Raw genomic sequence first — 24,415 nt, 5'->3', positions numbered from 1 at the left:
ATCTGGAACATCCCGCGATTGACGAAGTGATATATCTTGACGTGGCATTGCTCGGTTCAGGTTCTCGCTGAAGTCCGACAAGGGGAGTCCGATGTCTGATCCCGGTACACGGTCCGATCCCACTGCGTTGCGCTTCTTGATCGGGCACGATCTGCGCGTTGCCCGCGAGCGTTCTGGCAAGACGCAGGCGGAGGCGGCAAAGCTGCTCGGATGTGCGCAATCACGGATCAACGCGTTGGAGGCGGCGAAGCTGCAACAGCAGCCGGATGACGTCGACCGGCTGTTGGCGTTCTACGGCGTCGATGTTGCCTACCGCGATCGGGTCACGTCGCTGGCGGGACGTGCCGATCAAACGATCTGGTGGACGCCGTTTCGGGATGTCCTGCCGGGGTGGTTCAGAACGTTTGTCGGACTGGAAGGGCTCGCCAGCAGTGCTTTTACCTACGAGCCGCAGTTACTGCCCGGGCAGCTACAGACTGCCGAGTATGCGACCGCGTTGCTCGACGGTCACCTGCGCGTACCGCCGATCGACGTGCCGCAGGTGGTGCAGGCACGGATGGCTCGTCAGCGCCTGACAGATGTGGATCGGCCGTTGCACTTTCGTGCAGTGATCGAGGAGTACGTGCTCGACCGCATGGTCGGTGGTCCCTCGATCATGCGCGCACAACTTGAGCACTTGCTCGATCTGGTCGGCCTCGACAATGTCGAACTGCACGTGATGCCGGTGACCGTGACGGTGCACGACGGACTCGACGGCGACTTCATGCTGCTCGACTTCGAGCAAGCTCAGTCGATCGGATACATCGAATATCCGGCTGGAGCCTTGTATGTGCAGGAGGCCGGCCAGGTCGGCGAGTATAGGATGACTGCCGATCGGCTTTGCGGATCGGCGCTCTCGGAGTCGGACTCGGCTGATCTCATCCGGGACCGCATCGCGAGGCTTGCACGCGTGGGTTAGGAGTACCGGTTGATCATCGACGACCGCCTCGACTGGCGAACCTCGAGCTACAGCGGCGCCGGTGAGAACTGTGTGGAGGTCGCACCTGGAGACGGTGCCGTGCATTTGCGGCACAGCAAGCGGCCCGCCGATGGCATCATCACCTTCGACGCTGCTGCTTGGAGCAGGTTTGTCTGTGAGGTACAGGATCGGGCCGGCGACGCAAATGGCGTTGTCGCCGTCGAGATCAGCGGTGACGCGACGCTGGTTCGGTCGTTGTCTGGATCGGAGTCGCTCAGCTTCGATGATGGTGAATGGTCTGCCTTTCGCGCCGGCGTACGCGACGGTGAGTTCGACTTCGTAGATGGGTTTGTGTCGAGCTGAAACTCGGAGCTGGAGCGGAACAGCGGTTGCCGTGATCTGACCGGCGACAGCGCGGTGCAAAGATGACACCGACACGACATCATGACCGGCTTCGTCGTGCGGCACGCCGTTGGCTCGTCGAACGCTTACTGGCCTGGATCTGCCTGCGCTGCAGATGCATCCGCGACTATGAACGCCTACCCGACCACCGCGAAGCCTGAGTCACCTGGTCGATGGTCATGCTCATGTCCTGCTCGCCCGCACCCAACCACGGATATGAGCAGTTGTTCACAGGCTCCTAGTCGGCGACCCCAAGCAGCTGCGGTCGACGTACCCTTGACCGCCGTCTCAGCACCTGGGCGGCCAGCACTACAACGGCGACACCGGCTGCGGTAATGATGATCGGAAGGATCATTGTGCCGGCCTGGTCCGCGGCACGGGCGATCGGGTTGGCGAACCCGAGTCGATCGAACGCCCAGCCGAGGGCGGCGATGATTACCAGGAGTGAGCCGCCGACGCGAAGGACTGGCTGAGCTCGGGTGGTGGCCAGTACGAGTAGTGGCGGCAGGGCGAGCGCGACCAGCAGCAACTGAATCGCCTCGATGCCCAGATTGAACCCGAGCAGACTGAGCGCCAGTTGGCGGGTGGACAACTCCAGTTCGGCCAGGGTGAACGAGAACGCCATACCGTGGATAAGCCCGAATGTCCCGGCGGCGACGGCTTCTCGGCCCGGGAACAGCGGCCGGATGGCGTGTGCGCCGCCCACCAGGATCGTCGCGGCGATGAGTGTTTCGACCGGGCGCGCAGGGATCTCCAGCCGACTCAGGGCGCTGACCACGAGCGCAGCGGAGTGCCCCACGGTGAATGCGATTGTGACAGCCAGGATGTGCCGAACGGCGCGACGCGGGCGGTTGTCCGGGTGCCAACGACCAGCCTTGGCTATCAGCACAGCTGGTAGGAGGAGGGTGAACAGAAACAGGAGGTGGTCAGTGCCCTCGAGAATGTGATGGCCACCGAGCATCACCATTCCGACGAATCCCCGCCACGCGCTGGCATCGTTCAGATCCACCGATAGGGGTGGCACGGTCATGGACTCGGTGTCCATGCGTACGACGCCGACCTGTCTGGCGTCATTATCGGCATCGACTTGCCCGGCTTGCCAGTCCTGACGGACCGCGACGATGGCGATGTGCGTGACAACCTTGTGGATGACGGCGTCGTAGCCCAAGACGAATCGGCGCATGTCGACGCCCGGCGGCGCGGTCAGCACTGCATGGACGACGAGTTCCTTGTAAGAACCGGTGGCCGTCTGGTCTGCGTAGTCCAGACGCAGGTCGCCGATCTGGACGGTCCACGGCACGCCGTCCGGCGTGGCGGGCCGCAGATGGTCGCGGAAATAGCTCGCCAGTCTGGCGAAGTCCTCGGCCGACAGGTCCGGCTTCAGGTTGACATCGATACCGCTGGCCTCCGCGAGATTGGCTGCGGGTACCAGCAATTCTGCGTTGATTGCCGTCTCGCGCACATCGAGCAGAACCTTGGTGCCCGGCATCGGATGCGCTGGTGCGGCAATCGGGTTGTATAGCAATACGATAACTGCACAACCCAGCGCGACCAGCACTCTGCGTAGTGTTCGTGTCATGGGCCGATGATGCGCGTTCCACGGGTACACCCGAATCGGCCGATCGACCTATCTTCGCGACAGCCTGCATGCGGATAGCCTGTCGAGCCGAAGGGGCCTGGCGACTGGCCCGGTGATAGTTCTCGTCAAAGCCCGGTGCGAAGTTTGGTGGCGGCGCTGATCACATTTCCGCAGTCGGAGGTTCGAAATGCCTTCCCGCAAGGGATTCGCAGGAGGCGTGTCGGGTCCGGGACCGTCAACGCCCCGCGTGTTTGAACTGCCACGCCGCCACCCCCAGCACCGCGATCCCCACCACCAACGTCCCCAACCCACCCATCATCAACCGCACCGTAATCCGGTGCAGCCGCTCGTACCTCTGCCGGTTCTCGAAGAACTTGTCGGTGGGCATCGTGTCGCCGATGAAGCAGGATTCGGAGGCTTTGATGGCGCGGGCGGCGAGGGAGTCGGCGATGCCGCCTGCGGTGAGGGCGAGGACGGCGGTGGCGATGCAGGTGAGGGAGACAGCGGTGAGTGCGACCTGGAACATGGGACCCCCGGGTGATGCGTGTCGCTGGTGAGCGACGGCTGTTGTGCTGAGTACCAACAGTTTGGCGGTGGGGTCCGACAGGTTTCGGTTCCGTATCTCGATCGTTGTGCCAGGGTGGTGGGTGTCTCCGTGATGTGTGAGCAGGACTGGTGTGGTGGGGGGACTCAGCGGCGCACTTCGGTGAGCGCGACTGGGCGGCGCTCGGCGCGGGAGCGTGTGCAGGCTTCGGCGATGTAGGCGGCTTCGAGCGCGTCGGCCACGGTGCAGGGGGTGGGGGTGGAGCCGGTGGCGACGGCGACGAAGGTGGCGAGTTCCTCGGTGTAGGCGCGGCGGAATCGTTCCATGAAGCCGGGATAGGCGGGGTAGGGCGAGGCGTGGTGGTCGGGTTCGACGGAGCGCAGTGGAGCGCGGTCGTCGAGGCCGACGATGGCGTTGCCGCGTGAGCCGAGGACCTCGAGGCGGACGTCGTAGCCCACGCCGTTGTAGCGCCCCAGGTTCACCGTGGCGAGAGTGCCGTCGTCGAGCGTGAGGAGGGCGGCGGCGGTGTCGATATCGCCTGCGGCGGTGAAGAATTGGTCGCCGCGATTGGCGCCGTGCGCGTAGACCTCGGTGACCTCGCGGCCGCTGACCCAGCGGATGATGTCGAAATCGTGGACGCCGCAGTCGCGGAACAGTCCACCCGAGCGACGGACGTAGTCGGCGGGCGGCGGCGCCGGGTCGAGGGTGGTGGCCCGCAGGGTGTGCAGCCAGCCGAGTTCGCCGCTCGCGACGGCCGCGCGCGCGGCGCGGTAGCCGGCGTCGAAGCGGCGTTGGAAGCCGATCTGCACGGGGACGGTGGCGCCGCGCAGGTGGTCGAGCACGGCCAGGGTGCCGTCGATGTCGGCGGCGACGGGCTTTTCGCAGAAGACGGGGATGCCACGGTCGACGGCGGCGGCGATCAGCGCGGGGTGGGAGTCGGTGGCGGTGGCGACGACGAGGCCGGTGAGGCCGGCGGCGAGCAGCGTCTGGATGTCGGGGACGGCTTCGACGCCGAGCTTGGCCGCCGCGGCGTGCGCGCGAGTGGTGTCGATATCGGCGACAAGGACGCGGTCGACCCCCGGAAGTTCGTGCAGCGTTTCGGCGTGCGCGGTGCCGATGCGGCCCGTGCCCACGAGGCCTATGGTGACGGTGGTGCTCATCGATCCTCCTGCTCGGTAAGAATTCGATTGCTTGCCTTGGTGTTTCGCTGTGATTCAGCCGGGTGCGGCGGTGGTTCCTCGGACGACGAGCTTGGGTTCCAGCCTGCGGCGGACGGGGTCGATGCGGCCGTCGCGGAGACGTTCGGCGAGCGCTTCGACGGCGAGCCCGCCCATCCGGACGCGCGGCTGGTCGATGGTGGTGAGCGAGATGTGGCGCAGCGCGGCAAGCGACGTGTTGTCATAGCCGACGACGGAGACGTCGTCCGGCACTCGCAGCCCGGCTTCCTCGAGCGCCGACATCGCGCCCACGGCGTTGAAATCGTTGCCGCACATCAGCGCGGTGGGAAAAGTGCTGGGGGAGAAGATCTTCAGCAGCTTGCGCACGCCTTCCATGCCTGCCGAGTCGGTGTGCTCGCTGGCGATGACCATCGGTTCCAGGCCGTGCCGCGCCATGGCGGTGCGGTAGCCGCGGCGGCGGGCGGCGGCGGTGAAAGCTGCGCCCCCGTCCAGGTGCACGATTCGACTGTGGCCGAGGGAAACCAGGTGGTCGACAGCCAGCGCGCTGCCGATCTCGCCGTCGTCGTTGACGGTGTCGACGCCGGCGATGGTAGAGCCGCGGGATACCAGGACGATCGGAACCTGTTGTGCCGCATGACGAATCGCGGAGGCGGGTAGCACGGGGGAGAGCAGGATGATCCCGCCGGGGCGGAACGACAGCAAGCTCTCCAGTGCGGTGCGCTCACGGGCCGCGCTACGCCTGCCGGTGTTCAGAATCAATTCGAGCCCCGATCGCTGGGCGACGGCGTCCATGCCCTCCACAACGTCGGCGAAGAAGGCGTTGCGCAGATCCGAGACGAGGACTCCGACGATATTGGAGGTGCGACTGGCCAGCGATCTGGCCATGATGTGCGGCTGATAGCCGAGATCGCGCGCGGCCTCCAGCACGGCGCGGCGACGGTGTGCGCTGACCTTCGGCGAATCCCGCATGACCAGCGATACCAGCGCCCGCGAGACGCCGGCGCGGGCGGCGACGTCCTCCATCGTCGGTCGCGCCATCTCGCCTCCGTCCGGCCGTCCCGTGTCCGGCTCCCAGCCCGTCGAACGGGCTGTACCGGGTGCCGGATCGGACGTTACACGCAGCGAAGCGGGCCGATCAATAGAGCGCTCCAATCCGGCGCCGAGCACCTTTCGCACCATGCCCTGTTGTCATGCCTGGCAAAGAAATACGAGGTAGAGACAAGGAAACGCGGAGGGGCCGCAACCCTTGACACGCTGTGGCCCGCGTTACATAGTTGGAGCGCTCCAAGCGAGGGCGCCTGTTCACCTCGAAGGCCGGAGGGTGCGATGACCGAATCTCTCTACCCGCTGCGTATCGCGGCCGCGCCGATCTCCTGGGGCGTGTGCGAAGTCCCCGGCTGGGGCCATGTGCTCGACGCGGAGACCGTGCTGGCCGAGATGACTCGACTCGGCATCACCGCGACCGAGCTGGGTCCGCCCGGCTATCTCCCGGACGACCCGGCCGCGCTGCGCGCGCTGCTCGACGGATTCGGCATCCGCGCCGTGGGCGGATTCCTCGCGCTGCCGCTGCACCGTGCGCCGGAGCAGGCGCTGGCGGCGGCGCGGCGCGCGGCCGAACTGTTCGCGGCGACCGGCGCCGAGGTCCTGGTGCTGGCCGCCGCCACCGGGTTGGCGGGCTACAACCTCCGCCCACGGCTCGACGCGGCCGGGTGGCGGACCCTCCTGGACACCGCGGCCGCCATTCGTGACCTCGCGGCCGCGCACGGTCTGCGCACCGCGGTGCATCCGCACGTCGGCACCCAGGTGCAGACGGAGGACGAAGTCGAACGATTCCTCGCGGACTCCGATCTCGATCTCTGTCTCGACACCGGCCACCTGCTCGTCGGGGGAACCGATCCGGTCGGCCTGGCCCGGCGGCATGCGCACCGCATCGGCCACGTCCACCTGAAGGATGTGCGCGCCGATCTGGCACGCGAAGTGCGCGGTGGCGCAGTGGAATACAGCGATGCGGTGCGCCGCGGACTCTATGTGCCGCTCGGTGCGGGCGACGTCGACATCGCCGCGCTCGTGCGCGCCGTCCACGAGGCCGGTTACCGCGGCTGGTTCGTCATCGAGCAGGACATGGCGTTGCGGCCGACCGACCCGGTGGAGTCGGCGAGCCGTGACGCGCAACGCAGTCTGCGCTATCTCGCCGATCTCGGCGTCGCATCGACGTCGGCGCGAATGTAGGAGGGCGCGGATGGCGGGCGGGGCCACATGGGACGCGCTGCGACACGAATTGGCGCGGGTGGTCCGCTCGTGACCGCGGCCGCCGGGGCGGGGACGACGGAGGCGCTGACCATCGGCCGCGTCGGCGTCGACCTGTATCCGGAGCAAAGCGGCGTGCCGCTGGCCGAGGTTCGCTCCTTCGCGAAATCGTTGGGCGGCACCGCGACCAACGTCGCGGTGGCCGCCGCGCGCCTCGGCCGTCGCACGGCGGTCCTCACCAAGGTCGGCCCGGATGGCTTCGGTTCCTATGTGCGCGCGGCGCTCACCGAGTTCGGCGTCGCCGCGGACCACGTCGGCACCGCGCCGAATCTGCTGACGCCCGTGGTCTTCTGCGAGCTGAATCCGCCCGCCGATCCGCCCCTGCTGTTCTACCGCGCCCCGATCGCGCCCGACCTCACCTTGACACCCGACGACGTGCCGTGGGATCTCATCGATGCCGTCCCGCTGCTGTGGGTCACGGGCACCGGAGTGAGCGCCGAACCCGCCCGCGGCACCCAGCGCGCGATCCTGGAGCGGCGCGCCCGGCGCGGGCACACGGTGCTCGACCTGGACTACCGGCCGATGTTCTGGCCCGACGAGGCGACCGCGCGCGCCGAGATCGGCGGGTTGATCGACCACGTGAACGTCGTCGTCGGCAACCGCACCGAGGTCGGCGTCGCGGTCGGCACCGCCGACCCCGACGCGGCAGCCGATCGACTGCTGGCGCGCGGGGTCCGGCTCGCGGTGATCAAACGCGGGGCCGACGGTGTACTCGTCGCCACCGCCGACGAGCGCCGGACCGTGCCGCCGTGCCCGGTGACAGTGGTGTGCGGTCTCGGCGCGGGCGACGCTTTCGGCGGCGCGCTGGTCCACGGGCTGCTCGCCGGCTGGGACCCGCACCGGATCGCCACGTACGCCAACGCGGCGGGCGCGCTGGTCGCGGCCCGGCTGGCCTGCGCGGACGCCATGCCGACGGCGGCGGAGATCGAGGAGCTGCTGTGCCGATGAACGCCGTCCCGTACCTGACCGACGATCGTTGGGCCGAGCTGCTGCGGATGCGCGCCAAGGACCCCGCGGCCGTGGAGCGGGCCTACGCCAAGCGGATTCGGCGCGCGAGCGTGCTGTCGGACCGCGAGACGCTGTTCCTGGTGGCCGCCGACCACCCCGCCCGCGGCGCGCTCGGCGTCGGATCGGATCGCACCGCGATGGCCGACCGCCGCGCGCTCCTGGAGCGGCTGCTGATCGCGTTGGCGAATCCCGCCGTGGACGGCGTGCTCGGCTCGCCCGACGTGGTCGAGGAACTGCTGTTGCTCGACGCGCTCGACGACAAGGTGGTGATCGGCTCCATGAACCGCGGCGGCTTGGCGGGCGCGGAGTGGGAGATCGACGACCGGTTCACCGGCTACGACGCCGACGCCCTTGTCCGCTGCCGCCTCGACGGCGGCAAGATGCTGCTGCGCCTCGTCGATTCCGATCCCGGTACGGCGTCCACCCTGCACGCCTGCGCGCAGGCGGTCTCCGAGCTGGCGGCGCACGGTCTGATGGCGATGGTGGAACCGCTGCCGTATCACCGCGACCACTCCGGCGCGCTGGTGATGAGCAAGGACGCGCCGTCGCTGGCGCGGGCGATCACGGTCGCCTCCGGCCTCGGCGTCACCTCCGCCTACACCTGGCTGAAAATTCCCGCACCCGAGGACAGTTCGGTGTTGGACGCCACGACGCTGCCGGTGGTGGTGCTCGGCGGCTCGCCCTCCGGAGACCCCGCGGCCGACCTGGCCGCCTGGGGCGGCGCGCTGCACCACGACGTGGTGCGCGGCCTGGTGGTCGGGCGCGCTCTGCTGTATCCGCCGGACGGCGATGTCGCCGTCGCCGTCGACGCGGCGGCCCGCATGCTGAAGGCGTCCCGATGACGGAGGAGTCCCGATGACATTGCATCGTCCGGCCGGGACACTGGCAGACGGCCGAGATCCGATCCGGTTGACCGCCGAGGACGCCGGGTGGCGCTACACCGGTCTACGCGTGGTGACGGTCGAACCGGGCGAGACCAGAACGCTGTCCACCGGCGAGTACGAGGCGTTCGTCCTGCCGCTCTCCGGCTCGTGCGTCGTTCGCGTCGACGGGATCGTCCTCGAACTGGCCGGGCGCGCTTCGGTTTTCCACCGCGTGACGGACTTCGCGTACGTGCCGCGCGACGCCGAAGCGCGGATCTCCAGCGCCGACGGCGCGCTGCTCGCCCTGCCCATGGCCAAGTGCGCGCGGCGGCTCTCGCCGAAATACGGTGCAGCCGAGGATATTCCGATCGAGGTCAGGGGCGCGGGCCGAGCCACCCGACAGGTCACCAACTTCGGCGTGCCAGGAGTATGGGAGCACGCGGACAAGCTCAACGCCTGTGAGCTGATCACGCCGGACGGCAACTGGTCGTCGTACCCGCCGCACAAGCACGACGAGGCGAGCGAGTGCGAGGTGGTCAACGAGGAGATCTATTACTTCCGCATCGCGGGCCGTGACGGCGTCACCCCGTCCCGCGAGGGTTTCGGCCTGCATCGCATTTACACCGCCGACGGCGCGGTGGACGAGAACGTGGCGGTGCGCGACGGCGACGTCTTCCTCATACCGCGCGGCTACCACGGTCCCTGCGTCGCCGCGCCCGGCTACCCGATGTACTACCTCAATGTGCTGGCCGGTCCGGCGCCCGAACGGTCGATGGCCTTTTGCGACGATCCGGCGCACGCCTGGGTCCGAGACGGCTGGATCGGCGAGCCGACCGACCCGCGCTGCCCGGTCACCGGCCCGGAAGGACGGTCGCCATGGAACTGACCACCGCCCAGGCCCTGGTGGCCTGGATCGTCGCACAGCGTTCGGAGACGCTGGACGGGGCGGATGTGCCGCTCTTCCCGGCGGCCTTCGCGATCTTCGGGCACGGCAATGTGCTCGGCCTCGGTACGGCGCTGCACGAGCGCCGCGACGAACTGCCCGTCTGGCGGGGCCACACCGAGCAGGGGATGGCGCTGGCGGCGCTCGGGTACGCCAAGGCCACCCACCGGCGTCAGGTCGGCGTCGCCACGTCTTCGATCGGTCCCGGCGCGCTGAACATGGTCACGGCGGCCGGGGTCGCGCACGCGAACCGGCTGCCGCTCCTGCTGCTCCCCGGCGACACCTTCACCGGACGCGCCCCCGACCCGGTGCTGCAACAGGTGGAGCATTTCGGGGACGCGACCGCGACGGTGAACGACGCCTTCCGCGCGGTCAGCCGATACTTCGACCGGATCACCAGACCAGAACAGCTGATCGCGACGTTGCCGCAGGTGGCGCGCGTGCTGACCGATCCAGCCGACGCCGGACCGGTCACCGTGGCGCTGCCGCAGGACGTGCAGGCCGAGACCTTCGACTTCCCGGACGCGCTGTTCGCTCCGCTCCTGCATCGCGTACCGCGGCCGCGTCCCGACCTGCGCGCACTGCGCGAGGCCGCCGCCGTCCTGCGCGCCGCGCGGCGGCCGCTGCTGATCGTCGGCGGCGGGGTGCGCTATTCGGGCGCGGGCCCGCAGGCGGTGGAATTCGCCGAGCGGCGCGGTATTCCGATCACCGAGACCACCGCGGGACGGACCCTGGTGCCCCACGATCACCCCTTGCACGCGGGACCGCTCGGCATCACCGGCTCGGCGTCGGCGAACGCTCTCGCCGCCGACGCCGATCTGGTGCTCGCCGTCGGGACCCGGCTCCAGGACTTCACCACCGCCTCGTGGACGGTCTTCGCGCCCGACGTCCGCCTGGTCACCGTCAACGCGGCCCGCTTCGACGCGGTGAAGCACGGTGCGCTGGCGATCGTCGGCGACGCGGCGGCCACCCTCACCGAGCTGGGCCAGGAGCTGTCGGGGTGGACGGCGCCCGCGGACTGGTCCGGGCGCGCGGCGGTGCTGCGCGAGACCTGGGACGCCCGGATCGACAAGCTGCGCGCGCCGACGCCGGGGACGCCCAGCTACGCCCAGGTGGTCGGCATCGTCAACGAGCTCTCGGCGCCGGAGGACTACGTCATGACCGCTTCCGGCGGGCTGCCCGGCGAGCTGATCGGCGGCTGGCGCGCCGCCGGAGGAACGCCGAGCATGGACGTCGAGTACGGATTCTCCTGTATGGGCTACGAGCTCGCGGGCGCGTGGGGCGCCGCCATGGCGCACCGGCCCGGTCTGGTCACCACGCTGCTCGGCGACGGCTCCTATCTGATGCTGAATTCGGAGCTGTTCTCGGCGGCCTTCGCCGGGCATCCATTCGTCGCTGTGGTGTGCGACAACGACGGCTACGCGGTGATCGCGCGGCTCCAGGAGGGACAGGGCGGCGCGGCGTTCAACAATCAGTACGCGGACTGCCGGACCACCCTCGCCGACCCGCCGCGCGTCGATTTCGCGGCGCACGCGGCGGCGCTCGGTTGCTCGATATTCGCTGCAAGCAATACCGACCAGTTTCGAACCGCCTACGCCCAAGCCAGGGCGGCCGCGGTCGCGGCGTCGCGTCCCGCGGTCGTGGTGGTGCGCACGCGGGCGTCCGACTGGACCGATGCGGGTGCGTGGTGGGAAGTCGGTGTACCGCAATACCTTTCCGGTCGCGGCGACTACGAGGCGCACAAGCCCGCTCAGCTGCGCTACGCACGCGGGCGATGACAACTGCTGGCGATCGCCCGCACCCGTCGAAATGCGGGCCTGTTCGCTGGGCGGTCGATGGCGGGCCCGGACGCGCTGTGTGAGACACCGACCCCGAGATTCGTTGAATAGCTCACAGTCGACGGTGCCGAATGTGGAGAAATTCGTCCGATGATGGCATTGTGGATCTACGAGACCGGGGTGTCCATGCAAGTCCCTGGCTCGTCAACAGAAAGTATGAAATGGCTCAAGGCATTGTTAAGTGGTTCAACAGCGAGAAGGGCTTCGGCTTCATTGCACAGGACGGCGGCGGTCCCGACGTCTTCGTGCACTACTCGGCTGTGAGCGGCTCGGGTTTCAGGTCCCTCGATGAGGGGCAGCGCGTGGAGTTCGAGATCGGCCAGGGACAGAAGGGTCCGCAGGCCCAGGACGTCCGCGTCGTCGCCTGATTCGACACGCACTTCGAGGCTCCGCACCGGTTCGGTGCGGGGCCTCTCGTCTTTTCAGGCCAGGTCGGGCCCCTGAGGCCGCCACCTGATGGACCGATCGGCCTCGGTCGGTGTACCCTTCCCCGGTTCTGCGCGGGAGAAGGTACGGCGTATGGCTCAGGGCACAGTGATGTGGTTCGACACCGAAAAAGGTTTCGGTTTCATCGCCCAAGACGATGGCGGCAAGGACGTGTTCGTGGACTATCTGGACCTGGAGGGTTCGGGGTTCCGGTCTTTGGCGGCCGGGCAGCGGGTCGAGTTCGAGCTGCGCCAGAGCAAGTCCGGTCCGGAGGCGATCGGCGTGCGCGTCATCGGCTGACCGACAGGGCCTGCGCGCGGAAGAACTCCGCGGTCAGCTCCCTTGCGCGTCCCGGATCCCGGTCTGTCGTTCGCGGGAAAGCATCGGCGGCGCCGTCGAATTCGCCCGCGATGAAGGCGGCGATCGGTGCGGGCACCACTCCGCTGCCCATTTCCCTTGTCCGCGACTTGAGTTCGGTGAGCTCGGTCACGGCCGCGACCAGGTCGGCGGGCAGCTCGCACTGCGCGATCAGCGTCGGCAGATGCATCGGGGCCACAGCGGCTTCGGGATGCTCGCGCAGCCACCGCAGCGCCATCGCCGGGCGCAGTGCGTAGAAGACCTTCTTCAGGGATCGGTTGTGGTCGAACAGTTCCCATTGCCGCGCGCCCAGGTGCAAGTAGTGCCGCGCCACCTTGTCGCGAGTGGCGACCTGCTCGGCCAGCTCCCGCAGCTCGGCACGGAATCGCGCGTCGCCGCGGTACACGATCGGCGACATCAGCCATTCGATCAGCACCGCGTTGCCCTTGACGAGCAACCGCAGCGCCTTGCCGAGATCCCAGCCGCTCACATCGAGCAAGCCGACCAGCGGCGTCTCGATCACATCGCGCGTGCGCCACGGCGACAGGTAGGTGTCCAGCGCCGCCACGTACACGAACCGGCAGTCGTAGTCGGAGTCCGGCGACGGGAAGCCCCAAGCGCGGCTGCCGCTTTCGATGGCCAGCCGCACACCCACCCGGCACTCGCGCTCGATCCGGTCCAGCTCGGCGTCGACGGACCCGACCACCGTCGGATCCATCGACTCGGGAACAGCGCGCAACGACATGGGCCGATGGTATGCGGGCCGGTGTGTGCGTTCAGCTCATTTTTCGGGACGAAACATGGTCCGCGCGAATCACTGTCGAGCCGGATCGGGTCCGATCGTGATGTTCGTCAGCGTGGCGAGCGACAGCGTTGGGCCGAGCGCCATGGCGGCACAGCCGCCGGGTGATCGGTGGCGAGCCTGCCCGGTGGCGAGCCTGCCGCGATCGCGGCAGACAACGAGCTCCGGTGGCCGTCATCGCGATGTTCGAGCCCGCCGTGCCCATCCTGTATGAGCAGTGCGCCGCGCGCCGCGCTGCTGCGCCTCTCGGCGAGTGCGCACGCCGAGGCGTCCGAAATCCACCCGGCCTTCGCCGGAATGCTCGCGCTGGGCCGCGGGGCCGCCGGTTGAACGTTGGCGGGGGCGGGTCGGGTTGGGCGTGGCGCGATGCTGCTGTGCCGTCCGACCGCGGTGTACCCCGGCACAACCTTCGGTGCGCGCGGTGTACCCAGGGCACGGCCTTCGGTGCTGTTCGTGCGTGTGGGCTGCCGGAAGCTCGGTGGGAGGTGGTGTGGCACTCGCGCGGCGGAGAACGCGCGATGTGCGTTCTCGCGGGCGTTCGCCTTGGACGGGGATGCCGATCGTCGGGCGCCCGCCTGGGCTCGCGTGATGTCGTGCGACCGGCCTGCCGAGGTTGCTGTGAGTGGTTGCCTCCGTCCGAGTCCGTGGCGGAGACGGTGCTTTCGGCTGTCTCCACCGAAAATTCGGTGAATTGCCGAGCAATAACTCGTGTGCTTGCGCCTCGGGAAATACCGACATCGAGCGATGCTGCTGATTCCCGGTCCTGTTCGCGCTCCGAGAGGCTCTGCATCCGAATTCGATGAGAGCGCTCTAGTGGATATTCTCAGAGTTTCTCCGGCGATTCCTCAGAGTTCTCTCAGAGATTTTGGAATTGTGATCGGCCACCTTATCTGGACGCACGACCAGTGTTCCAGGGCGGCAAATGTGCAGGCAGGAGGCCATTTTTGAGGGTCGACTCGCCTGACGTCCAGTGACGCGGGCCGCATCCGATAAACGAATGTAGTCTGCGTCACAATTCCTCGGAATTTCGTAACCGCATTCGCGAAGCCGCCGATGTGCCGTGTGTCAGCCAGTTCGACTGGATAATTTCAACGAAGAGGAATTCTTATGATCCCCGTTATCATCGACACCGGTAGTGCTGCCATCAACGGCCTGTTCGACACTCTCGGTGCCGCGCTGCACGGTGTGCTGAACACCCTGTGGACGGGATCCTTCGGCGGCCGCTGATTCGACTCCGCGATCGAGTAACTCGATCGCAGCCGTGCCGTTCGATCGGCACGACCGATGGAAGACCCCGCATCCCCTCGGTGCGGGGTCTTCCCGTCTTTCCAAGGGTTTCGGGCAACGCGCCCGTTCGGGGCGTGCGCGGACACACGACAGGGCCGACGCGGATCCGGTGGCGTTGCGACAGACCGGCATTCGTTCTCGGTTTCGCCGCACCTCACCGCGCCGCTCGCACACTGACGGCAGCCGCCTACCGGGTGGTACGGCCGAACGAAATGCCGACTACTAAGCTGGTCGGCGGTAACTGCCGACCCCCTTTCCCCAGGAGTACCCCACAGTGAGCCAAGCAGGCCGTCCTGTTGTTCTGATCGCCGACAAGCTCGCCCAGTCGACCGTCGACGCGCTCGGTGACGGTGTCGAGGTTCGCTGGGTCGACGGCCCCGACCGCCCGGCCCTGCTCGCCGCGGTCCCGACGGCCGACGCGCTGCTCGTGCGTTCCGCCACCACCGTCGACGCCGAGGTGCTCGAGGCGGGCAAGAACCTGAAGATCGTCGCCCGCGCCGGCGTCGGCCTCGACAACGTCGACGTGCCCGCGGCCACCGAGCGCGGCGTCATGGTCGTCAACGCGCCGACCTCCAACATCCACACCGCCGCCGAGCACGCGGTCACCCTGCTGCTCGCCGCGGCTCGCCAGGTTCCCGCCGCCGACGCGACCCTGCGCGAGCGCACCTGGCAGCGCAGCAAGTTCAACGGCGTCGAGATCTTCGACAAGACCGTCGGCGTCGTCGGCCTCGGCCGGATCGGCCAGCTGTTCGCCGCGCGCCTCGCCGCGTTCGAGACCAAGATCATCGCGTACGACCCCTACGTCTCCCCGGCCCGCGCCGCCCAGCTCGGCATCGAGCTGGTCACCCTGGACGAGCTGCTGCAGCGCGCCGACCTGATCTCGGTGCACCTGCCCAAGACCCCCGAGACCAAGGGCCTGCTGAGCAAGGAGAAGCTCGCCCTCACCAAGCCGGGCGTCATCATCGTCAACGCCGCGCGCGGCGGCCTGATCGACGAGGCCGCGCTGGCCGACGCGATCAAGTCCGGCCACGTGCGCGCCGCGGGCCTCGACGTGTTCGACACCGAGCCCTGCACCGACAGCCCGCTGTTCGACCTCCCGCAGGTCGTCGTCACCCCGCACCTCGGCGCGTCCACCTCCGAGGCGCAGGACCGCGCGGGCACCGATGTCGCCAAGTCGGTGCTGCTCGCCCTGGCCGGCGAGTTCGTGCCGGGCGCGGTGAACGTCACCGGCGGCACCGTGGGCGAAGAGGTCGCCCCGTGGCTCGAGATCGTGCGCAAGCAGGGCGCGCTGATCGGCGCGCTGTCCGACGTGCTGCCCGTCAGCATCGAAGTCCAGGTGCGCGGCGAGCTCGCCTCCGAGGACGTCGCGGTGCTGGAGCTCGCGGCGCTGCGCGGCATCTTCTCGGCGCTGTCCGAGGGCGACGGGCAGGGCCCGGCGGTGACCTTCGTCAACGCCCCCGCGCTCGCCAAGGACCGCGGCATCACCGCCACGGTCACCACCGCTTCGGAGAGCCCGAGCCACCGCAGCGTCGTCGACGTGCGCGCCGTGTTCGGCGACGGCCGCACGCTGAACGTCGCGGGCACCCTCACCGAGCCGCAGCTGGTGCAGAAGATCGTCAACATCAACGGCCGCAACTACGACATGCGCGCCGAGGGCCTGAACCTGGCCGTGCTGAACTACGAGGACCGGCCGGGCGCGCTGGGCAAGATCGGCACCAAGCTTGGCGAGGCCGACGTGGACATCCTGGCCGCGCAGCTGAGCCAGGACGTGAACAAGGAAGGCGCCACCGTCATCCTGCGCGTCAACAAGGAAGTGCCCGCCGATGTGCAGAACGCCATCGCCGAGGCGGTCGGCGCCGCCAAGATCGCGCTGGTCGACCTGTTCTGATCCACTCACGCCCTTCGGGCGTGACATCAGACCGTGTGCGCGCCGTCACCGCAGGGTGGCGGCGTGCCGCATGTTCCCGGCGCGGCGCCGGGAGGTCGGGAGCGGCCCCGCCCGGATGGCCGGACACGGCGGGGCGCCTAGTACCGTGTCGTTGCTCGCCGAGCGTCCGGCCAGGTCCGGTCGAACACTGAACGGAGTTGTCATGAAGCTTGCTGTCATCCCCGGTGACGGTATCGGGCCCGAGGTCATCGCCGAGGCGCTCAAGGTGCTGGACGTCGTCGTGCCCGGAGTCGAGAAGACCGAGTACGACCTGGGTGCCAAGCGTTACCACGCGACCGGCGAGATCCTGCCCGACTCGGTGCTGCCGGAACTGAAGCAGCACGACGCCATCCTGCTCGGCGCGATCGGCGACCCGTCGGTGCCGAGCGGCGTGCTCGAGCGCGGTCTGCTGCTGCGCACCCGGTTCGCGCTCGACCACCACGTGAACCTGCGCCCCTCGAAACTGTTCCCCGGCGTGACCAGCCCGCTGGCCGGCAACCCCGACATCGACTTCGTCGTGGTGCGCGAAGGCACCGAGGGCCCCTACACCGGCACCGGCGGCGCGATCCGCGTCGAGACCCCGCACGAGGTCGCCACCGAGGTGAGCACCAACACCCGCTTCGGCATCGAGCGCGTGGTGCGCTACGCCTTCGCCAAGGCGCAGGCCCGCCGCAAGCACCTCACCCTCGTGCACAAGAACAACGTGCTGACCTTCGCCGGATCGCTGTGGCAGCGCACCGTCGACGAGGTCGCCGCGGAGTTCCCCGAGGTCACCACCGCCTACCAGCACATCGACGCGGCGACCATCCACATGGTCAACGATCCCGGCCGCTTCGACGTGATCGTCACCGACAACCTGTTCGGCGACATCATCACCGACCTCGCTGCCGCGGTCAGCGGCGGCATCGGCCTGGCCGCCAGCGGCAACATCGATGCCTCCGGCGCCAACCCGAGCATGTTCGAGCCGGTGCACGGCAGCGCCCCCGACATCGCGGGCCAGTCGAAGGCCGACCCGACCGCCGCCATCCTGTCGGTCTCGCTGCTGCTCAACCACCTCGGCAACACCGAGGCCGCCGCCCGGATCGAGGCCGCCGTCGCCAAGGACCTGGCCGAGCGGTCCGGCGCTTCCTCCACGGTGGAGGTCGGCGACCGCATCGCCGCCTCGGTCTGACCATCGTCGGCGAGGCCCCGCATCCGTCTCGGGTGCGGGGCCTCGTCGTACCTCCTGGTTATCCTCGGGGCGAGTGCGAACCAGGGAGGTCGGGTGACCGAGCGACGAGCGAGCAAACGGCCGGGGCCGGGTCCCTACACGATCCGGGACCTGCACGCGCTGCCGGAGGACGGCAAGGGATTCGAGCTCGAGGACGGCTGGTTGATCGAAGTCGCGCGCGGCGCCCGGCACAATCACGTGGCCCGGCGGCTGGCGCGTTTCCTCGATGTCGCCGCCGACGCGGCGGTGCACGTCTGCCTCGGCGGCGGCTGGGAAGTGAGCACGCCCAACGGCATTCGTAAACCCGACATCGTCGTGGTGCCCCGCGAGGTGGTGCGCACGGCGCTCGTCGCCGATCCGCCCCGGCTGCTGCCCGGGTCCGAAGTGCAACTCGCCGTGGAGGTCATCGCGCCGGGGACCGGCAGCGAGCGCACCGACCGGGTGCGAAAGGTCCGTGAGTACGCGGCCGCAGGCATACCGCAGTATTGGATCGTCGAACACCACCCGCACGTGCGCATCTATCCGCTCGTCCTCGACGGGGACGTCTATCGCGCCGAACCGCCCGTCGGACCGGGGTCGATCCTGAGCGCGAACATCGGTCACCGCAACCACTTTCGCGTCAGCGTCGATCCGGCCGCCCTGCTCGAAGTGTGAGTCCACCACCGGCGCAACGGGTCCTGCTCAGGCCATTCCGGTGGCAGCAATAGAGGCGGTGAAGAAGAGCCTTGTGTGCCGCCGCTGAGCATTACGGCTGGGACGACGGCGGGCGTGGACGTGCGCTGGAGATCGCTTTCGGTGGGTTGTGTGGTCGACGCGGTGCACCGCAACGAATTCGGCGCCCAGGCGTTCGTTTTCGCGTCGCCCGTTCGAGTGTTGGCCGCGCCGCGCGGTAGGGTCGCCCCGTTCGTTCGATGCGGGGCGACCCTGTGGGCCGCAGTGTAATCAGCTCGGGATGTGGCGGTCGGCGGGAACCAGTGGGATGGCTGCCGTGGCCAGTGCCGCGGCAGCCAGGTAGGCGGCGGGGAAACCGCCGATCGTGATCAGCGCGCCGAAAACCGGTGGGATGGCGGCCATCGCGAGGTTCTGGCCGGTGTTCTGAATGCCGAGACCGCGCCCGCTCCAGTACGGACCGGCGATCTCGGCGACCGCCGTGAAGGCGAGTCCGTTGTCCGACACCGTGATCACCGAGGCGGCGATCAGCAGCGGGATGGCGGCCCACCACCACTGCGTCCATGCCGTCAGGCCCAAGGCCGCCATGGACAGGACGGCCCCGATGGCCACCGTTCGCAGCGGGCCCAGTCTGCTGCCGACCCGGTCGGACCAGGCGCCCGCGCCGATGCGGCCGAACGCGCCGAGGATTTGGGTCGCCGTCACCAGCGCGCCCGCGGCGGCCAGCGACCAGCCGATGTCGCGGTGCAGCCACAGCAGCGCGAAGGTCCACACCACGCCCTGCGGCACGCACAGCAGCACGGACACGGCGTGGATGCGCCACAGCGTGGCATCGCCGCGATACGGATTGACCCGGTCGACGCCCTTGCCCTCCGGCCGCGGCGGATCGATGATGCCCAGGTAGCAGGCCGCCGCCGCGATGCCGGCCATGACGGCGGGCACCAGAACGGCGGCCGAAATGCCGTGGGCCGCAGCGACGGCGGGCACCGCCAGCGCGCCGACGCCGACACCGAGCGGTTGGGCGGTCTGCCTGATGCCCATGGCCAGCCCGCGCCGCTCCGGCGGGAACCAGCCGACGATGACGCGGCCGCTGGCGCCGTTGGTGCTTGCCGCGCCCGCGCCGCCGAGGAACAGCAACGCGCCCAGCGCGATGTCGTGGGTGGTGGTGGCCGCCGCGGCGCCCGCGAAGAACATCACCAGCGGCCCGCCGACCAACACCTTCCGCTCGCCGATGCGGTCCACCACGTAGCCCCACGCGATGAGCGTGCAGACCAGTCCGACGGTGGGCATCGCCACCAGCAGACCCGCTGTGGGCAAGGACATTCCGCGCGCCGTCAGCGCGGGCAGCAGGAAGGGCGTTCCGTGGATGAACACCGCGCTCGATGCCTGCGCGAAGACGCCGAGGGCGAGCATGGACCACCGTCGTCCCGCGCGAATCTCTGTCACGGTCGCCATGGGCCACACCTCGAATCTCAGAATATGGAACGCAAGTCTCACGGAATGAACATCGGGCGTTACGTTACACCCGGGGGCGACTGGATTTCTCGATTCGGGAGCGGTCACGCCCGCGTCGGGTCCCGGGTGACCGGCGCGAACGCGCCGCGGATCGAGTCGAAACTCACACTCGATGTGCGCCCGGCCGACAGTGAGGTCTGTCGCGGCTTCCTGCCGAATCGGTCGGCCGCGCGGGCCGATCGGACCGCTCGGTCGGGTGCGTTCGAGCAGGTCGACGCCGGTCGATAGACTTCGGGGCATGCGTCTAGGTCGAGTTGCCAGTCCCGATGGGGTCGCGTTCGTCAGCATCGAGGGGGAGGGAAGCGACATCACGGGCGGGAGTAGGGCGGGATCGTGGACCGCGAAAGAGATCGCGGAACACCCGTTCGGTACGCCGACGTTCACCGGACGGAGCTGGCCGCTGGCCGACGTACGCCTGCTCGCGCCGATCCTGGCCAGCAAGGTGGTGTGTGTCGGCAAGAACTACGCCGCGCACGCCGCGGAGATGGGCGGTCCCGCGCCGGAGGAGCCGGTGATCTTCATCAAGCCGAGCACCGCCATCGTCGGGCCGAACGCCCCGATCATCTTGCCGCCCAGCTCCTCTCAGGTCGATTACGAGGGCGAGCTCGCCGTCGTCATCGGCCGCCCGTGCAAGGACGTGCCCGCCGCCCGGGCCAAGGACGTGATCCTCGGCTACACCGTCGCCAACGACGTCACCGCCCGCGATCAGCAGCGTCAGGACGGCCAGTGGACGCGCGGCAAAGGCTACGACACCTTCTGCCCGCTCGGCCCCTGGATCGAAACCTCGCTGGATCCTTCGGATCTGGAGATCGTCACTGAACTCGACGGCGAGGTCCGTCAGCGCAGCCGCACTTCGCTACTGCTGCACGACATTCCGAAGCTGATCGAATGGGTGAGCACGGTCATGACGCTGCTTCCCGGCGACGTCATCCTGACCGGAACGCCGGAGGGCGTCGGGCCCATGCAGAACGGCCAGCAGGTGTCCGTCACCGTCGAGGGCCTCGGAACCCTCACCAATCCCGTTGCCGCCAAACGCTGATCGAAAGAGAGCCATGACTGAAGTACGGGTCCGTTTCTGCCCGTCACCCACCGGTACACCGCACGTCGGCCTGATCCGGACGGCGCTGTTCAACTGGGCGTACGCCCGCCACACCGGCGGCACCTTCGTCTTCCGCATCGAAGACACCGACGCGGCACGCGATTCCGAGGAGTCCTACCGCGCGATCCTCGACGCGCTGCGCTGGCTCGGGCTGACCTGGGACGAGGGTCCCGAGGTCGGCGGCCCCTACGGGCCCTACCGCCAGTCGGAGCGGCGGGAGCTGCATCTCGATGTGGTGCGCAAGCTGCTGGAGGCGGGCGAGGCGTACGAATCCTTCTCCACGCCCGACGAAGTCGAGGCGCGCCACCGCGCGGCGGGCCGGGACCCCAAGCTCGGCTACGACAACTTCGACCGCGATCTGACCCCCGAGGCCATCGCGGCCTACCGCGAAGAGGGCAGGCCCCCGGTGATCCGGCTGCGCATGCCCGACGAGGACCTCACCTGGCACGATCTGGTGCGCGGCGAGACCACCTTCAAGGCGGGCACAGTACCCGATTTCGCGCTCACCCGCGGTAACGGCGATCCGCTCTACACGCTGGTCAACCCGGTCGACGACGCGCTGATGAAGATCACCCACGTGCTGCGCGGCGAGGATCTGCTCTCCTCGACGCCGCGCCAGCTCGCGCTGTACGCCGCGCTGAAGCGGATCGGAGTGGCGGACTTCACCCCGGAGTTCGGCCACCTGCCGTTCGTCATGGGGCAGGGCAACAAGAAGTTGTCCAAGCGTGATCCGGAGTCGAATCTGTTCGCCCACCGTGACCGCGGATTCATCCCCGAGGGTTTGCTGAATTACCTGGCGCTACTCGGTTGGAGCATCGCCGACGATCACGATGTGTTCTCGATGACCGAGATGGTGGCGGCCTTCGATATTGCGACAGTGAATTCGAACCCGGCGCGTTTCGACCAGAAGAAGGCCGACGCGCTGAACGCCGAGCACATCCGATTGCTGGCACCCGGTGATTTCGCGAGCCGACTGCGCGAGTTCCTCACCGAACACGGTCACATCGGCGCCGAAGTGGACGAGAAGGTGTTCGCGGTGGCGGCGGAATTGGTGCAGACCAGAATCGTGGTGCTGTCCGATGCCTGGGATCTTCTGCGATTCTTGTTCGCACCCGCCGAAGAGTTCGTCATCGATCCCGCGGCGGGCGGCAAGAATCTGGGCGCGGACGCGGTACCGGTGCTCGACGCCGCAATTGCCGCGCTGGAGCCTTTGGCGTCCTGGACCACCTCCGCTATCGAGGAAGCGCTGAAAGTCGCGCTGATCGATGATCTGGGGCTCAAACCGCGCAAGGCGTTCGCGCCGGTGCGGGTCGCGGTGACCGGATCGCACATCAGCCCGCCGCTGTACGAGTCGCTGGAATTGCTCGGCAGGGAGGTGACGATGGCGCGGCTGCGTGCCGCGCAGGCGTGGTCGCCCGCCGCGGAGTAGGTCTGCCCGCCCTCGCTCCGGTCGGCACGGGCCGCCACGGATGTCGTCCGGTGGCGCGCGCCGGCCGGGGCGGGGGGGGGGGGGGCATCGAGGCCGGTTCGCTCGCCGTACGCGGACCGGCTGTGGCAAGCGGCATTTTTCGGCCGAAAACATGGCTTTGACCAGGCGATTTGTAGTTTACCGGTAGAGGTTTGGTAATCTCTTTCTCGGCCGGAACGCGGCCCCGAGGTCAGCCAGGCAGCGGGGTCGAAGGACCTGGTCACTGGGGTATGGTGTAATTGGCAACACAGCTGATTCTGGTTCAGCCATTCTAGGTTCGAGTCCTGGTACCCCAGCGGAGAATGTTGTACGTCTCTCGGTTCGCGGCCGAAAGTAGTTCAGCATCCGGCGATTTGGTCGCCGAGCTTCGGTCAGCTAAACTAACCGAGCTTCCAAAGATCGAAAGATCAACCGGAGATCACTGAGAACGTGAGTGATCAGTCCTGGCCCCGTCGTCTAGCGGCCTAGGACGCCGCCCTCTCAAGGCGGTAGCGCGGGTTCGAATCCCGTCGGGGCTACGCAAGTGAGAGGCCCATGCTCATGGAGAGCATGGGCCTTTCTTGCTTCGCAAGTGTTTTGTGGGGGTGCGGCCCCCACGCCCCACCCGGAGGGGCGTTGCCCCCCGGACCCCCTTGGTGGGTGGTCCCGTTTTGTGGGGGTCGTCACTTTGAGTCTTTGGGATCGTTGGCGAACGGGCCTTTGAAGTCTGCGGTAGGCATGGCCTTCGGGCGGTGCAGGCTCGGTGGGCGGAGGCGCTCCGGCAATCGAGGCGGGTCATCGGATGTCGCCGTTGACCGCTGAGTAACCCTGATTGGCCTTTGGGGGCCTTTGCCGCGTCACCTTCACCAGGCGGTCCTGGTGTACGCGGTCGCCGTGATCGCGCGGCTCACTTCGCGGCTGCCGTTCGCGGCTGGTTGGCCCGGCATCAAGGGTGGATCGAGCCGCCACGAACCTCACAGCCCCATCGCAGCGCCATCTACGTCCGACCACACAGACCGTTTGCACGCCTCGCAGGGGAGGCAGCCTTTGCGAGGGGCGTGAAACCTCTGCGAGGGCAGCGTCAGCGGAGTGTCGGGACCGGGGGCGCTCGAAGCGGCTTGTGGCATGGACAAGTGCGGCGCGCGTTGAACGCTGCGCGGAATCGCGCATGTCGGCGGGCATCCGGTGGTCGATGAAGTCTGCGATGGCTGCCGGGATCGGGGGATTAGGTGCTGTTGGGGTTGTCGATCAGGTGGACGCTCAGGAATCGGGCAGCGTGGGCCCCTGCAATGCGCCGCGGGGCTTGCTGATCGGCGTCGCGCGGCGGAGATTCGGCTGCTGAGTTCCGGGCGGGAGCTCCGTGAGGTCGAGTGCACACCGGCGTCGAGCCTGTGTGGTGGCAGCGGTGGTGTGGTGGCTGCTGCCGGATCTGCGCGAGACGCTGTGCGCACCGTCAGCGCGGATGGGGTCGCGGTGCACATGCCGGGGCAAGGGCGCCGTCGGGGCCGGGCTCCTCGACGGGTCGGCAGGCATGCCCCTGAGTCGCGCAGCGAGTGCGAGCGGACGGATGACGGAAGAGCCGGTCGAATTCGGCGACCAGGCCAACTGAGCGACGATCCACGAACTGTGTTGCCGGAGGTGTTGGCAATCGAAGGTTCGTCTTCGGGGCGAACTCGATCGGAATCGGTGACGTGTTCGGCGCGACGTGCTGCCGCGGGCGGCGAATTGCGTGCGGGCGTTTCGGGGGTGATCTTCGGCGCGAGGAAGAAGGGGAACGGGGCGCCTTCGATGGGATCGCGGGTGGTGAGCCTCGTGATCCGCGGGCGCCCCGTGCCGGGTCGTCGTTATCCGCTCTTGCGGCGGAACTCTCGCTTGTGGCTGGCGGTGCCGTGGGTGGCGGTCGCCTTGGAGTGGCCGTCCATGTGGTCGGCTGCCTTGCCGTGCTGGGCGTTCTTGCGCTCCAGCGCCTCGCGGAACTTGCGCTTCACTTCTTCGGCACTGCCGTTGGGACTTCCCGATTCCGTCATCGCCTGCTCCTCGTCGTCGCGGCCGCGCG

The 24,415-nt window shown here is 68.4% G+C and carries 21 protein-coding genes and 2 tRNA genes; 16 read left to right on the top strand and 7 right to left on the bottom strand.

Annotation, left to right across the window (positions count from 1 at the left end; translation table 11 throughout):
* Positions 1–91: 91 nt before the first annotated feature.
* Together AC3ERS_RS35255 and AC3ERS_RS35250 are read left to right on the top strand one after the other, a co-directional pair.
* Entirely contained in the window at positions 92–958 is an 867-nt protein-coding gene (locus tag AC3ERS_RS35255; protein ID WP_431972489.1) for a helix-turn-helix domain-containing protein, read from the top strand.
* Between the two features lie 9 nt (positions 959–967).
* A complete protein-coding gene (locus tag AC3ERS_RS35250) occupies positions 968–1,321 on the top strand; it encodes a DUF397 domain-containing protein (RefSeq protein ID WP_431972488.1) in 354 nt (117 codons plus the stop codon).
* Positions 1,322–1,598: 277 nt separating this feature from the next.
* Here AC3ERS_RS35250 and AC3ERS_RS35245 read toward each other — a convergent pair whose 3' ends face one another.
* From AC3ERS_RS35245 to AC3ERS_RS35230, 4 genes are all read right to left on the bottom strand, one after another.
* Positions 1,599–2,939: a HupE/UreJ family protein gene (locus AC3ERS_RS35245; protein WP_431972487.1), complete on the bottom strand. Its 1,341-nt coding sequence runs from the start codon at positions 2,937–2,939 to the stop codon at positions 1,599–1,601.
* Positions 2,940–3,174: 235 nt separating this feature from the next.
* The gene (locus tag AC3ERS_RS35240; RefSeq protein WP_431972486.1) at positions 3,175–3,465 is read right to left on the bottom strand and encodes a hypothetical protein; all 291 of its coding nucleotides are present in this window, start codon (positions 3,463–3,465) and stop codon (positions 3,175–3,177) included.
* A 164-nt stretch (positions 3,466–3,629) separates the two neighbouring features.
* Positions 3,630–4,643 carry a Gfo/Idh/MocA family protein gene (locus AC3ERS_RS35235; protein WP_431972485.1) on the bottom strand — a complete coding sequence of 338 codons (1,014 nt, stop codon included), beginning with the start codon at positions 4,641–4,643 and terminating at the stop codon, positions 3,630–3,632.
* 54 nt (positions 4,644–4,697) lie between these two features.
* Positions 4,698–5,699, bottom strand: coding sequence for a LacI family DNA-binding transcriptional regulator (locus AC3ERS_RS35230; RefSeq protein WP_431972484.1), 1,002 nt, complete (start codon positions 5,697–5,699; stop codon positions 4,698–4,700).
* Between the two features lie 288 nt (positions 5,700–5,987).
* Between AC3ERS_RS35230 and AC3ERS_RS35225 the strand changes: the two genes are divergently transcribed.
* The 7 genes from AC3ERS_RS35225 (at position 5,988) to AC3ERS_RS35195 (ending at position 12,346) form a co-directional block, all read left to right on the top strand.
* A complete protein-coding gene (locus tag AC3ERS_RS35225; RefSeq protein WP_431972483.1) occupies positions 5,988–6,890 on the top strand; it encodes a TIM barrel protein in 903 nt (300 codons plus the stop codon).
* Positions 6,891–6,959: 69 nt separating this feature from the next.
* Positions 6,960–7,916 carry a 5-dehydro-2-deoxygluconokinase gene (iolC, locus tag AC3ERS_RS35220; protein WP_431972482.1) on the top strand — a complete coding sequence of 319 codons (957 nt, stop codon included), beginning with the start codon at positions 6,960–6,962 and terminating at the stop codon, positions 7,914–7,916.
* Positions 7,913–8,818 carry a Cgl0159 family (beta/alpha)8-fold protein gene (locus AC3ERS_RS35215; protein ID WP_431972481.1) on the top strand — a complete coding sequence of 302 codons (906 nt, stop codon included), beginning with the start codon at positions 7,913–7,915 and terminating at the stop codon, positions 8,816–8,818. The genes iolC and AC3ERS_RS35215 overlap by 4 nt, the downstream gene beginning before the upstream one ends.
* Positions 8,819–8,831: 13 nt before the next feature.
* Positions 8,832–9,725, top strand: a complete 894-nt coding sequence (iolB, locus tag AC3ERS_RS35210; protein ID WP_431972480.1) for a 5-deoxy-glucuronate isomerase — start codon at positions 8,832–8,834, stop codon at positions 9,723–9,725.
* Positions 9,716–11,560, top strand: coding sequence for a 3D-(3,5/4)-trihydroxycyclohexane-1,2-dione acylhydrolase (decyclizing) (gene iolD, locus AC3ERS_RS35205; protein ID WP_431972479.1), 1,845 nt, complete (start codon positions 9,716–9,718; stop codon positions 11,558–11,560). The genes iolB and iolD overlap by 10 nt, the downstream gene beginning before the upstream one ends.
* 221 nt (positions 11,561–11,781) lie before the next feature.
* Entirely contained in the window at positions 11,782–11,988 is a 207-nt protein-coding gene (locus tag AC3ERS_RS35200) for a cold-shock protein (RefSeq protein ID WP_011210759.1), read from the top strand.
* Positions 11,989–12,139: 151 nt separating this feature from the next.
* Positions 12,140–12,346, top strand: a complete 207-nt coding sequence (locus tag AC3ERS_RS35195; RefSeq protein ID WP_357446224.1) for a cold-shock protein — start codon at positions 12,140–12,142, stop codon at positions 12,344–12,346.
* Here AC3ERS_RS35195 and AC3ERS_RS35190 read toward each other — a convergent pair.
* On the bottom strand, positions 12,336–13,148 hold the full coding sequence (locus tag AC3ERS_RS35190) for a nucleotidyltransferase domain-containing protein (protein ID WP_431972478.1): 813 nt from the start codon (positions 13,146–13,148) through the stop codon (positions 12,336–12,338). The genes AC3ERS_RS35195 and AC3ERS_RS35190 overlap by 11 nt on opposite strands.
* 1,618 nt (positions 13,149–14,766) lie before the next feature.
* On the opposite strand from AC3ERS_RS35190, the gene serA reads away from it, so the two are divergent.
* From serA to AC3ERS_RS35175, 3 genes are all read left to right on the top strand, one after another.
* Positions 14,767–16,380, top strand: coding sequence for a phosphoglycerate dehydrogenase (serA, locus tag AC3ERS_RS35185; RefSeq protein WP_431972477.1), 1,614 nt, complete (start codon positions 14,767–14,769; stop codon positions 16,378–16,380).
* Positions 16,381–16,582: 202 nt separating this feature from the next.
* Positions 16,583–17,590 (top strand): 3-isopropylmalate dehydrogenase, encoded by a 1,008-nt coding sequence (locus AC3ERS_RS35180; RefSeq protein WP_431972476.1) that lies wholly within the window; start codon positions 16,583–16,585, stop codon positions 17,588–17,590.
* A 93-nt stretch (positions 17,591–17,683) separates the two neighbouring features.
* Complete coding sequence (locus AC3ERS_RS35175) at positions 17,684–18,283, top strand: Uma2 family endonuclease (RefSeq protein ID WP_431972475.1); 600 nt, start codon at positions 17,684–17,686, stop codon at positions 18,281–18,283.
* 288 nt (positions 18,284–18,571) lie between these two features.
* On the opposite strand, the gene AC3ERS_RS35170 is transcribed toward AC3ERS_RS35175, so the two are convergent.
* Positions 18,572–19,753: an MFS transporter gene (locus AC3ERS_RS35170; RefSeq protein ID WP_431972474.1), complete on the bottom strand. Its 1,182-nt coding sequence runs from the start codon at positions 19,751–19,753 to the stop codon at positions 18,572–18,574.
* 298 nt (positions 19,754–20,051) lie between these two features.
* Here AC3ERS_RS35170 and AC3ERS_RS35165 point away from each other — a divergent pair, with 298 nt between their 5' ends.
* The 4 genes from AC3ERS_RS35165 to AC3ERS_RS35150 all read left to right on the top strand — a co-directional run bounded on the left by AC3ERS_RS35165 (position 20,052) and on the right by AC3ERS_RS35150 (position 22,898).
* The gene (locus AC3ERS_RS35165; RefSeq protein ID WP_431972472.1) at positions 20,052–20,852 is read left to right on the top strand and encodes a fumarylacetoacetate hydrolase family protein; all 801 of its coding nucleotides are present in this window, start codon (positions 20,052–20,054) and stop codon (positions 20,850–20,852) included.
* Between the two features lie 13 nt (positions 20,853–20,865).
* Positions 20,866–22,341 carry a glutamate--tRNA ligase gene (gene gltX, locus AC3ERS_RS35160; RefSeq protein WP_431972471.1) on the top strand — a complete coding sequence of 492 codons (1,476 nt, stop codon included), beginning with the start codon at positions 20,866–20,868 and terminating at the stop codon, positions 22,339–22,341.
* A 263-nt stretch (positions 22,342–22,604) separates the two neighbouring features.
* Positions 22,605–22,676 (top strand) — tRNA-Gln (locus tag AC3ERS_RS35155).
* Positions 22,677–22,825: 149 nt separating this feature from the next.
* Positions 22,826–22,898: transfer RNA gene (locus tag AC3ERS_RS35150), tRNA-Glu, on the top strand.
* Between the two features lie 1,305 nt (positions 22,899–24,203).
* Here the strand turns inward: AC3ERS_RS35150 and AC3ERS_RS35145 are convergent.
* Positions 24,204–24,386, bottom strand: coding sequence for a DUF5302 domain-containing protein (locus tag AC3ERS_RS35145; RefSeq protein WP_431972470.1), 183 nt, complete (start codon positions 24,384–24,386; stop codon positions 24,204–24,206).
* Positions 24,387–24,415: the final 29 nt, after the last annotated feature.

It is taken from the genome of Nocardia sp. bgisy134 (assembly GCF_057708325.1).
This window is presented reverse-complemented; position numbering and strand designations above follow the sequence as displayed.